Source organism: Crocinitomix catalasitica ATCC 23190 (assembly GCF_000621625.1).
In the GTDB taxonomy this organism is placed as follows: domain Bacteria; phylum Bacteroidota; class Bacteroidia; order Flavobacteriales_D; family Crocinitomicaceae; genus Crocinitomix; species Crocinitomix catalasitica.
In genome coordinates, this window is the sequence record NZ_KK211319.1 from 72,282 (window position 1) to 84,689 (window position 12,408).

11 protein-coding genes are annotated in these 12,408 nt (G+C 33.9%); 5 read left to right on the top strand and 6 right to left on the bottom strand.

Annotated features, from left to right (window positions below; translation table 11 throughout):
* Window positions 1-32 precede the first annotated feature (32 nt).
* Both ruvB and queG read left to right on the top strand, forming a co-directional pair.
* Complete coding sequence (ruvB, locus tag T367_RS0120330; RefSeq protein WP_027421467.1) at window positions 33-1,052, top strand: Holliday junction branch migration DNA helicase RuvB; 1,020 nt, start codon at window positions 33-35, stop codon at window positions 1,050-1,052.
* Entirely contained in the window at window positions 1,049-1,972 is a 924-nt protein-coding gene (queG, locus tag T367_RS0120335; protein ID WP_394331582.1) for a tRNA epoxyqueuosine(34) reductase QueG, read from the top strand. Before ruvB ends, queG begins: the two co-directional genes overlap by 4 nt.
* A gap of 36 nt (window positions 1,973-2,008) precedes the next feature.
* Here the strand turns inward: queG and T367_RS0120340 are convergent, their stop codons facing one another.
* From T367_RS0120340 to T367_RS0120360, 5 genes are all read right to left on the bottom strand, one after another.
* Window positions 2,009-2,197, bottom strand: coding sequence for a hypothetical protein (locus T367_RS0120340; RefSeq protein ID WP_027421469.1), 189 nt, complete (start codon window positions 2,195-2,197; stop codon window positions 2,009-2,011).
* Window positions 2,198-2,500: 303 nt separating this feature from the next.
* The gene (locus T367_RS0120345) at window positions 2,501-3,424 is read right to left on the bottom strand and encodes an Omp28-related outer membrane protein (RefSeq protein ID WP_084274508.1); all 924 of its coding nucleotides are present in this window, start codon (window positions 3,422-3,424) and stop codon (window positions 2,501-2,503) included.
* A 15-nt stretch (window positions 3,425-3,439) separates the two neighbouring features.
* Window positions 3,440-5,092, bottom strand: a complete 1,653-nt coding sequence (locus T367_RS0120350; RefSeq protein ID WP_157454338.1) for a DUF6029 family protein — start codon at window positions 5,090-5,092, stop codon at window positions 3,440-3,442.
* Window positions 5,093-5,127: 35 nt separating this feature from the next.
* Window positions 5,128-5,643, bottom strand: coding sequence for a TlpA family protein disulfide reductase (locus T367_RS0120355; protein ID WP_027421472.1), 516 nt, complete (start codon window positions 5,641-5,643; stop codon window positions 5,128-5,130).
* A 202-nt stretch (window positions 5,644-5,845) separates the two neighbouring features.
* A complete protein-coding gene (locus T367_RS0120360; RefSeq protein WP_027421473.1) occupies window positions 5,846-7,708 on the bottom strand; it encodes a T9SS-dependent choice-of-anchor J family protein in 1,863 nt (620 codons plus the stop codon).
* Between the two features lie 233 nt (window positions 7,709-7,941).
* On the opposite strand from T367_RS0120360, the gene T367_RS0120365 reads away from it, so the two are divergent.
* Entirely contained in the window at window positions 7,942-8,688 is a 747-nt protein-coding gene (locus tag T367_RS0120365) for a T9SS type A sorting domain-containing protein (RefSeq protein WP_169736097.1), read from the top strand.
* Between the two features lie 75 nt (window positions 8,689-8,763).
* On the opposite strand, the gene T367_RS0120370 is transcribed toward T367_RS0120365, so the two are convergent.
* Window positions 8,764-9,471 (bottom strand): Sir2 family NAD-dependent protein deacetylase, encoded by a 708-nt coding sequence (locus T367_RS0120370; protein WP_035846879.1) that lies wholly within the window; start codon window positions 9,469-9,471, stop codon window positions 8,764-8,766.
* 90 nt (window positions 9,472-9,561) lie between these two features.
* Between T367_RS0120370 and T367_RS0120375 the strand changes: the two genes are divergently transcribed.
* Both T367_RS0120375 and ruvA read left to right on the top strand, forming a co-directional pair.
* Entirely contained in the window at window positions 9,562-11,829 is a 2,268-nt protein-coding gene (locus tag T367_RS0120375) for an NADP-dependent malic enzyme (RefSeq protein WP_027421476.1), read from the top strand.
* A 2-nt stretch (window positions 11,830-11,831) separates the two neighbouring features.
* The gene (gene ruvA / locus T367_RS0120380; RefSeq protein WP_027421477.1) at window positions 11,832-12,407 is read left to right on the top strand and encodes a Holliday junction branch migration protein RuvA; all 576 of its coding nucleotides are present in this window, start codon (window positions 11,832-11,834) and stop codon (window positions 12,405-12,407) included.
* The last annotated feature ends 1 nt before the right edge of the window (window position 12,408 follow it).

Here is a 12,408-nt window from a genome sequence, read left to right on the forward strand (position 1 = left end):
CATTAAAGTAACGTACAATAAATAAGTTTACATTGGAATCATTCGATTATAGAGACGAGGAGCAGTTTTCTGAAGAACATGAGATCGACACGGTCTTGCGCCCCAAAATGTTTAGTGATTTTTCAGGACAGAAAAAGGTGACAGACAATCTTTCCATTTTTGTCGAGGCTGCTAAACAAAGAAGTGAATCTTTGGATCATGTATTATTACATGGGCCTCCAGGGTTAGGGAAAACTACGTTAGCTAATATTATTGCCAATGAAATGGCTGTAGGTATTAAAATCACGAGTGGTCCTGTTTTAGATAAACCAGGTGATTTGGCAGGTCTCTTAACTAACCTTGAGGAAGGAGATGTACTATTTATTGATGAAATTCATAGACTAAGTCCTGTGATTGAAGAATATTTATATTCTGCGATGGAGGATTTTATGATTGATATAATGATTGATACAGGACCTTCTGCAAGAACGGTACAGATCTCTTTAAATCCTTTTACATTAATTGGTGCAACGACACGTTCAGGATTACTTACAGCGCCCCTTAGAGCTCGTTTTGGAATAAATTCTAGGTTGGAGTATTATGATACTAAAACATTAACTAAAATTGTATCAAGGGCAGCTGGAATTTTAAAAGTTGAGATACATGAAAATGCTGCTGTAGAAATTTCAAGAAGAAGTAGAGGAACACCTAGAATTGCAAATGCATTATTGCGTAGAGTGCGCGATTTCGCACAGATTAAAGGTGACGGTGTAATTACATTAGAAATTTCCAATATAGCCTTAGAAGCGCTGAATGTTGACCAGAATGGGCTTGATGAAATGGATAATAAAATTCTTTCAGTGATTGTAGATAAATTTAATGGTGGTCCTGTTGGAATGACAACAATAGCAACTGCAGTTGGGGAAAACCCTGGAACGATTGAAGAAGTTTACGAACCATTTTTGATTAAAGAAGGTTACTTAATGAGAACACCAAGAGGTAGGAAAGCTACAGAAAAGACGTATAAACATTTAGGGAGAGATTTAGGGTATCATCAAAGTGGACTTTTTTGATGGACAAGGCTACAATCAGCCGATTGATTAAAGAAAAAGCAGTAGAACTTGGTTTTCTATCTTGCGGTATTTCAAAAGTTGAATTCTTAGAGAAAGAGGCAGGACATTTGGAAGAATGGTTAAAAAAAGGATACAATGGAAACATGTCCTATATGGAAAACCATTTTGATAAAAGGCTTAATCCATCATTATTAGTGGATGATGCTAAAAGCGTCATATCTGTGCTGTTAAATTATTATCCAGAGAAGGACTTATTTAAAGATTCAGGTATTAAAATCTCCAAATATGCTTACGGCAAGGATTATCACTTTGTGCTTAAGTACAAGTTAAAAGATTTACTGAAGTATATTGAAGAGTTAACAGGAAATGTGAATGCACGATGTTTTACAGACTCAGCTCCTGTAATGGATAAAGCCTGGGCTGAAAGAGGAGGTTTAGGTTGGGTAGGTAAGAATGGTAATTTACTTTCTAAACAAGTCGGCTCTTTCTTTTTTATTGGTGAGATAATTATCGACTTAGATTTAGCTTATGATGCTCCTGTAAACGATCATTGTGGTTCTTGTACTAAATGTATCGATGCGTGTCCAACTGATGCCATCGTTCAGCCTAATTTAATAGATGGGTCAAAATGTATTTCTTACTTAACAATCGAATTGAAAGATGAAATTATTCCAACTGAATTTAAAGATAAAATGGAGAACTGGGCGTTTGGTTGCGATATTTGCCAAGATGTTTGTCCGTGGAATAGGTTCTCCTTGGCACATCAAATTGAGGAATTTAATCCGCATGAAGATTTAGAAAAAACTGAGTTAGAAGATCTGTCAAAAGAAGCATTTAATACCCTTTTTAAGGTCTCTGCTATCAAGCGAACTAAATATGATGGTTTGATGCGGAATATAGATTTTTTGAAAAAAAAATAGGATGCTTTCACATCCTATCCGTCTCTAAATTAAATATTACTTTGATTTATTAAAAGCAATTTTGAGTACCGTTGGGTACTTAGTGCCGAAGGTTTTTAAACACCATGATTTAAATCCTTCAATTTCATCAGACTTAATCCATTTAAGAGATTTATTTAATTCCTTTTGGAATAAAACTTTGTCAAAACTAACCTTTGTTAGTATCTCTTTGCACAATTCTAACATAGCATCTTTGTATTATAGGTTTTTTTTAAAATTACGAAATATTTACTAAATAATTAAACTTTTTAACGTTTAACTTATCAACATCTCCTTATCGATATTCTCCTTATAAAGAGACGAATATTTTTTGTAAATATTGTCCACAAAGGAACTAAAATTTGTTAAAAATTAAGTGGTATTTAAGTTTAAGAAAACAATAAGTAAAAGTGTTGAAAGTAAAATTTATATAGGCGGAGAAGGCTTTAACAAAAAAAGGTCCCTCTGAATTACAAAAGGACCTTTTTAATAAAGTATAGAATTTATTGCCTAAAGTTCATGCTTAATCACTTGTATTACTTCGTATGTTTCACGATTAATAACCATGATAAGGAAATGCATATTTTCTTTAGATAGCGTTTCTGGTAATTTATAAGAAAAGTCATTTCTAATTGCTGTACCTGCCGCAGTAGAACCGCTAGATACAAGTCGACCCCAAGTTTCATCGTATAAATTACCGATATGAATATTGTGATGTTTATATGCTGGAATATATTCACCATTGTCTAATTGTGGTGCATATCTTTCGTTTTCGATGGCGTAAACAACAACGTTATAAGTACCTTCTAAATTATTTAAGAATTCAATATTTGTATGTAAAAACATTCCATGTGATTCTTCAAAATAAGAGGATTTTGCTGTTATATTAACATCTAAGGTCGTTGTTAGAACAGAATCAGTGATGCGCGTCCAGTTACCAGCAGTATAGAAAAAGTTATCTGTTGCTAATGCATCCATTTTAAAACGATTAATATTACCCATCGGATTGGCAGCGAAGCCAACTTCTTCTTGAAAGAATGTCGCTCCCATATCTAAACCTTGGTCATTCATAAAATTTGTTGGGTAATCAGGTAAAAGAACCTCTTGAAAAGAAGTCACTCCATTTGCAGATGAACCAGCATGGATACTTGCTACAAAAGCACGACCTGGATTAGCTTCTTCAATGTCGTGTGCAACAATTGCTGCGTTTGGACAATACGTACATCTATGGCCTGTATAGTCCTCAATAAGCGCATTCCTTAATGTGTTTGGATTCGATTCAAAAGTAGGAAAATCATAATCTCTAAAATTACCAGGGTAAAGTGTCGTATCCAAATTCGTTTTAATGATATATGGGTAGGCTACTTTATCGCAAGACACGAAATTAAAAGTGAAAAGGGTAAGAGAAAATAGGATTAGAAAAGAAGTTCTCATAATATCAAAATTAAGTTAGAATGATTGGGTAAATGTAAATGTTAATCCATTTGTAGCTGGAACTGGTCTACAAACGCCGCCAATACATAAAATTCCAGCACGTTGTTTACCATACATGAACATAAATCTTGAACGATTATGTGTATAACCAAACGAACCTAGTAAATAATGTAGACGTAAACTCTCATCAGGATTACCATAATTATATTGATCCATAATTGTAAAGAACCAATTAGGAGAAATAGTGTATTCTATTAAAAAAGTACTCCAATTACCGCGATCAACTTCTGTAAAAAGTGCTTGTGCTTCAATTCGAATGGAATGCTTACGATTTATTTTGTAAAGAACTTCGCCAACAACTACTTCCGACTTGATAAATTTCTCGTGATCGGTAATTTTATTCACTGTATTATTATAGATGAAGTGGAAGTAGTGTAAACTTGCTTTCCATTTTTTATTCAGTTTTCTACTCGCATGAATATTGAAATCAAAATTGTATAAACTATCGGTCATATCAAATGGCTTTCCGACATAAGAAATTCTATTTGTTTCGAAATCTAAATCAGAAGTATGTCTTACATGATCCGTAGCAACCGATAAGTTTAAATGTAAATCTGTTCCATATTTACCACCTATGAATGATTTTTTTGGAATTTTATACAATACATCTAATTGATAAGCAACTTCTCCGTATAGGTTAGTTGCATAAGGATAAAGTGATCCTGCCAAATTATAAGTATGGTTATTAGAAGTAGCTGGTAGATAATTGATGAAAGCTTGATTACCTTCAAAAGTTCTATCTGATCGAAAAGACATATTATCGATCGACTTAGCCGTCAATAATATTCCTAGACCTTTTTGTGAATAGCCAAGGTTTATTAAAGCACCATGGCCTTTATTATAAATATATCCATTATGTTCGTTTGGATCATTGTCTTTGATCACATACTCACCATTGATGTAAAAATTCTTGTATTGAATGCCAATTCTTGCGCCGTAAGATCCAACGTTTGCAGGAAGGATTATAGTGTCATTTGTTGAACTTTGGTAACGACTCACTAAACTACCACCAATAGATATTCTTAAATCGCTGGTATCTAATCTAGGAATTAATTCGTTCAAGTTAATACTCCCATCAATTCCTCTTACAATACCTTCAGAATTAATTAATCGACCATCAGCAAAATCAACTCTTTGTTTACCAATTAATCCTTTAATTTCTATTCCATCAACGGGTCTAAATTTAATACTAGCACCGTCTAAAGCATTATCTAAACCTAAAGCCCTTTCTTCGTAAGCTCTTAAAATCATTCCACTACCAAATTGCTCGTAGAAATTACCAGCGGTAACAGTGACTCTATCACCTGCATATTGCGCATATCTATAACCAATACCTGATCCTGTATAAAAAGAAGGGTATCCAGCTGTAGAGGGTAAATAACTTTCAAATCGAACGCCTGCTCTAAACTTACCTAGGCTATAATTAACGTTCATATATGAATTCATTACGATTTTTTCTTCAGGAGCAAAAGCGCCAATTACCGTATCTGTATTTAAATATTGAATATTTGTTTCTGCATTACCAGTAACATTGCCACCTTGCATAGGATTTTGCGAGTAACTTATTACTCCTGCTAATAAACAGCAGGTAAGTAAAATTTTCTTCATAGGTATAGGGATTGGTTTTTTATTAGAAATGGAATTTATTCTTCCATTAATTTTAGTAATGCATCATATAAGTCTTGTTCATCACCAGGAACAAATCCTACATGCGAATAAACTATATTACCATCACCATCAATAATAAATGTTTGCGGAGGATAATTAACTCCCATTGCTCTTTTCAAATCACTATTTGTATCTAACCAAATATCATATTCCCAACCTGCAGCGTCAACAACCGGTTTTACTTTACTTTTATTACGTTCGTCATCTATAGAAACTGCAATTAATTTAATACCGTACTCTTCAACTAAATCGTCATACTCTTCTGCAATTGTATTTAATTCTTGACGACAAGGTTTACACCAAGTAGCCCAAAATGAAATGATAATTGGTTTTCCATTATTAGAGATGTCTCCAGAGTTGATTGTTTTACCATACATATCAGTTAGCGTAACACTTGGCATTTTTTTATCGACTCCGCCATCATTAACACCTGTAAACGAAAAAACGCCCATTATTCCGATTGCGATACTTAGTAAAAATAGATTTTTCATATAGTTTTTATTACTTAATGTTTCAAAAATTAGACCAAAACTAATTTCTTTTCAAAAATAGGAATTAATATCAGTTTGTTCAAGGTAATTACTAGGCTATTATTGATTTCTTAAATTATAATGTTTTAACACTATAAATAAAAAAAACCAGTGATTCGAAAATCACTGGTTTTAATAATAAGATTATACTTAATTCAATAAACTACTGAACAGATAATTTTGTTGTAGATACTGAATTGTTAACTGTTGTAACTACGTTGTAGATACCAGCAGCAAAATCAGTAACGTCAATAGTATAGTAATAAGTACCAGCATTAACATTTGATGCTGGAGTTTGATATACTTTTTTACCCATTAAGTTGTAAATTTCAATTGATACAGCAGCATCAGATTGTGTACTTACCTGAACGTTAGCTGCATTAATTGCTGGGTTAGGGAATACGTTTACGTTAAAATCTAAAGCTACTTCTTCAATAGAACTAGTTTTTGCAGTTGGTAAATAACCAGCATTCATAATTTCACCAGTATTTCCATCAACTAACATTCCTACATAACTTAACCAATCAACATTCCAATCAGCTCCTAAAGCAATTGTATAAGTGTGAGATAAAGAAGATCCTGTTGCAACCAATGCTGGTAACGAACCTGATGCTCCTAAAATTTCATTATCACCTAATGCTCTACCAACGTGTTGGTAAACCATATCTTCAGCTGGAACTGGGTTAGCTAAAGACTCATAACCACCCATAACTCCGTTAGCACCGCCAGCATAATAATTTACTTGTGGCCAACCTGCGCCAGTACCTGTTACATTGTTTTCAATTACAACAGCAGCTAAACGATAATCACCTTTTAATCCTGCAACAAAATCAGCAGTAACTGTAACTTCAACATTTGATCCTACAACTTCGTAATCAACGCTAATTGAAGCAGCTGGAATATGTGTTTTTCTAGTATTAAACATATCCATAAAGTTACCTGGATCTCCAGTAAGCACTCTATCAACACCAGCACCAGGATATCCACCAGGTACATAAGTATTAATTCCACTATCGTAAGGAGCTAAAGTCATTGGGTCACCATTGTGAACAGCGATTCCAATAAATTTCTCAACACTTTCCATTCCTTCTAATGCAACAGTACCTCTTGGACACCATCCACACCATGTTCCTGTTTTCTCTTCACCAACAACATATTTGTCAACTACTGAAGAAACAGCAGAAACATAATCTTCACCACAGTTGTCATCTTCGTTTCCATCATCATCAATAGTAGCACAGATATCAATATCAAAAGATTCACCTGAAGCAGCACTTAAATCTACTGGGTGACTGAATGTATAAGTCGCACCCGGTGCAATAGTTGCTCCGATAGTTTCAATATGAGCTGTTCCATCATTCCAGTCAAGATCGAATGATGTAATAGTTTCAAATCCGTTGTTTTTTACAACACCTGTAATTGTAACATCTCCTGCTTCAACAACTGAAGGTGTAGTAGAACTGATAAATGTAATATCGTTAGCGAAAACTTCTTTAACAATAACATTATCAATAAACATTAAACCTTCATCATCAGATACGTGTTGAAATGCAATGTGAATCGTACTACCCGCATAAGCTGTTAAATTAAGACTGTGAGTATTTAAATATGCTGGTTCATTTATAATTTCTGCCAACACAACATCAAAATCTTCCGGATCAGTTCCTGTAGTAGAAAGTAAAACATTGTATTCATCTTTAAAATCATTCCATAATGACGCAGCATCATAAAATAAATGTAATTCAGTAACACCAACCATTGGTAAGCTAATTGCCGGAGAAACTAACCAATCGTTTGTCGGTCCTGTTCCAGAATTGTCATACCAAGAAGTACTCGCTGCTCTTTCATCTGCCGTAGCAGCCCAACTTGCAAATGCAGAATGAGCAGTAATACATGTAAGTCCATCTACATCATGTATCGTCCATGACGCAGGAATACCCGAAGAAAAGTCCTCCGAGAATATTTGACTGTTAGCAGATGAAACGAACAAAGTCGTCATAGCTAACAACATAGTAATTTTTTTCATAGATTTTATTTTTTAATTGTACACTAATTTCTAATTAGGGCTAAGATAACGTTAATTTATCATTGTATATAATCAAATACATATTAATTATATGTTATTATTGAATTCCTAATAATAACAGAATTCTTGGTATTGAACCACTTTGAACAAATACATTGTAAACACCAGCATTATTCCTTATATTTGTTTGTATTATGATCCATTGTGGATTTGTTCTCAATAAATTATTAAATATGAAAAAATTAGTACTTATTTTAAGTGTATACGCGATAGGATTAACATTTAGTTATGGACAAACGATAGGGTTTTTTCTTCAACATGGCGATGGAGAAGATTTATCAGGTACAACCATTGAAACTTCTGTAGGTCCAACAACAGAGTATCACTTTGATGTTGTAAATTTATCAGGAGGTGATTTAGTAGACTTGTCATTACAACGTGTTAAAATAGATGAAGCTGAAGGTGTTGAAGATTATCTCTGTTGGGGTGCAAATCCCTTAGATGGACTTTGTTATCCGGTTTCAACGGTCTCTCCGCATATTATTTTTACCACTGGTGATGGTGCAAAAGCTACATTGCCTGCTAGTGACACGGCTTGGATGGTGACTTATTATTTACCTTATGATAAGGTTGGTTGTACGCATTATAGATACCACGTTCTAGATGACAGAGGTGCTAAAATTGATTCAATCGATTTGAAATTCTGTGGTTATTTAAATGTTGAAGACGAAGGGGATGTAACAATGAATATCTTTCCAAATCCAGCAAATAGTTTTGTAACTGTTGATATCAATAACCCATCGAACACTATATCAACATTTAAACTATTCAATGTTATTGGTGAAGAAGTTTTAGAACAGACTATTGTTAACGGGCAGAATAAAGTTGATGTAAGTAACTTCTCAAATGGTATTTACTTTTACTCTATATTAAATAACAATGATATTATTGAAACAAAAAAATTAGTGATAAAACACTAGTTAAAATTGATATTATTTAAAAAGGAGTCAGTTTACTGGCTCCTTTTTTTGTTAATAAAATATAAAAACTATATATTACTCTTGGAATCTTAAAATGGTTTTCAATTTAGGGAGTATTGAGGTCGCTGTTCCTTTTAAATGAGTGAATTCGCTATTCACTGGTATGTCGTTTGGATCTACAATATATTTAACAGCATCGGTCGGGCAAGAATAAATTAAATTGGCTGCAGGATAAACATTAAGTGATGTGCCTACTACAAGAACTATATCGGCGTCAACCATTATTTCCTCCGCTTTATTCATCATCGGCACCGCTTCGCCAAACCAAACAACATGTGGTCTCATTTGATGTCCGTCTGCTGCCTTGTCACCCAATTGTATTTCTGGATGTTTTAGATCAAAAATCAAACCCTCATCATGCTCACTCTTGCCCTTCATAATTTCGCCATGAAGGTGTGTCACGTTTGAAGATCCAGCTCTTTCGTGTAAATCATCAATATTTTGTGTGATGATATAAACATCAAAATAATCTTCTAAATCTACAAGCGCTAAATGACCTAAATTAGGTTGAGCGGCAATGTTCTGAATACGACGAGCATTATAAAAATCAAGGACTAACTTTTTGTTTTTATACCAAGCATCTATGGTTGCGACATCATTAATATCATATTTTTCCCACAAACCATCGCTGTCCCGGAAAGTTCCTAAACCGCTTTCCGCACTGATGCCTGCGCCACTTAGAATGACTAATTTTTTTCGACTTTTCAACTTTCTTTCGCTCATTAAATAAATTTTGCTCGAACCAAGATAATTAATTTCGTCTGTCTCAGTAAAGTTTTTAACTTTACCAGCTTATTAAAACGGAAAAATTGAATGGCGAAATATAGAAAACAGGACGCGTTAGATTATCATTCAAGTGGTCGACCTGGTAAAATTGAGGTTGTACCAACAAAGCCATATAGTTCACAAAAAGACTTGTCTTTGGCCTACTCGCCGGGAGTTGCCGATCCTTGTATGGCAATTTATGAAGATGAATCGAATGTTTATAAATATACCGCTAAAGGAAATTTAGTTGGTGTTATAACGAATGGGACTGCTGTTTTAGGACTAGGAGATATTGGTCCTGCTGCTTCAAAACCTGTGATGGAAGGAAAAGGTCTTTTGTTTAAGATCTTTGCAGATATTGATGTGTTTGATATTGAAGTAGACGCAAATGATGTCGAATTATTTATTGCAACAGTAAAAGCTATTGCGCCAACTTTTGGTGGAATTAATTTAGAAGATATAAAGGCCCCACAAGCCTTTGAAATAGAGCGAAGATTAAAAGAGGAATTAGATATTCCTGTTATGCATGACGATCAACATGGTACTGCAATTATTTCTAGTGCTGCATTATTGAATGCATTAGAATTGGCTGAAAAGAAGATTGATGAAGTTATTATTACAGTTGTAGGAGCTGGTGCTGCGGCATTCTCATGTACGAATTTATATGTGGCTTTGGGTGCAAAACGTGAAAACGTTTATATGTATGATAGTAAAGGTTTGCTATCGAAAGATAGAGATGACCTGGATCAATATAAATCGTCTTATGCTGTTCAAGAAAGGCATGTTGAACTTAAAGATGTCATGAAATTTACTGATGTTTTTATTGGCTTATCTAAAGGTGGCATTGTTTCAAAAGAGATGATTAAGTCGATGCCTAAAAACCCTATAGTTTTTGCATTGGCAAATCCTGAACCAGAAATTTCTTATACAGAAGCGACAAGTGTGCGTAAGGATATTATAATGGCTACTGGTCGTTCTGATAATCCAAATCAAGTGAATAATGTTTTAGGTTTCCCTTTTATATTTAGAGGTGCGTTAGATGTACGTGCAAAAACGATTAACGAAGAAATGAAATTAGCAGCAGTTTATGCCATTGCTAATTTAGCCAAAGAGGCTGTTCCAGAAGAGGTGAATGAGGCTTACGGAGAAAAAAATATTTCTTTCGGTAAAGAACAAATCATTCCTAAACCGCTTGATTCTCGTTTGATTACTGCTGTTTCTCCGGCTGTTGCTAAAGCAGCTATGGATTCTGGTGTTGCGCGCATCCAAATTAAAGATTGGGATGCGTACGATGTAGAATTAAAACGTCGATTAGGTTTAGACAATAAGTTACTGAATGTTTTAACTGAAAAAGCTATTAAGAACCCTAAAAAAGTTGTTTTTGCTGAAGCAGATAATTATAAAATATTAAAAGCAGCATATTTAGCTGAAGAAGAAGGTTATGCTATTCCAATTTTATTGGGTAGAAAACAAAAAATCCTAGAATTAATTGAAGAGATAGGGATTGAATTTGAAAACGCTACGATTATTGATCCTAAAGAAGAGGAGATGTATGGTAGTTGTGAAGCTTATGGTAAGATTTTCTTTGAGAAAAGAAAAAGAAAAGGTTTTACTTTGTTCGAGTCAATCAAAATAATGAGAGAAAGAAATTATTTTGGAGCAATGATGGTTGAGTCAGGAGATGCTGATGCATTGATTTCAGGTGCAACTAGGAATTATAAAGATGTTATTCGACCAGCTTTACAAGCGGTTGGAAAACAAAGTGGTGTAGATAAGGTTGCTGGAATGCATATTATGGCAACCAAACGAGGTCCTTTATTTTTGGCGGATACAACAGTTAATTTCGATCCGACAGCGGAAGAGATTGCGGAAATCACGAATATGGTTGCGCGTAAAGTTAGACGCTTAAATGTGCAGCCTAGAATTGCTTTGATCACGTATTCTAATTTTGGATCGTCTGAAGGAAAAGATGCTCTAAAAATGAAGGCGGCCGTCAAAATAATCGAAGAAAAATATCCTAACCTTATCGTCGATGGTGAAATTCAAGCGAATTTTGCGTTAAATAGTGAGTTGAGATCTGAGAAATTTGGATTCTCTACTTTGGCTAATAAAAATGTTAATACATTAATTTTTCCTAATTTATCATCTAGTAATATTGCATATAAATTATTGCAAGAAATGGGTGATGATATTGAGGCTATCGGTCCAATATTAATGGGATTAAAAAAGTCAATCCACGTTTTACAATTAGGTAGTACTGTCCGTGAAATTACCAATATGGTGAAAGTAGCTGTGTTAGATGCCCAAACAAAATAATTATGATTACGCATTTAAATGGTAGATTAATTGAGAAAACACCAACAAATATTATTGTTGAATGTAATGGTGTTGGCTATTTTGTAAAAATTAGTTTAAATACCTTCTCTCAATTAGGTCCTGAAGAGCAAATTAAAATTTATACGCAATTACAAATTCGTGAAGACGCACATACATTATATGGTTTTCATACAACAACTGAGCGTATAATGTTTAATTTATTGATTTCTGTTTCAGGCATTGGTGCAAATACGGCTATTTTAATGTTGTCTGCATTAACACCGTCTGAAATCGCTACTGGAATCGTTACTGACAATGTAGCATTGATTCAAAGTATTAAAGGAATTGGTGCTAAAACAGCTCAAAGAGTGATCATTGATTTGAAAGACAAGGTCGGAAACTTCGATCAAAATCAAGAAAATTTTATACCGATAAACAATACTAATGAAAATGATGCGTTAAATGCTCTATTGTCTTTAGGTTTTGATAAACCGCGTGCAGAAAAGGCAATTAAAAAAGTAGCTACAGAAGGGCAAACTGTAGAAGGATTGATAAAAGATGCATTAAAGGTATTATAGC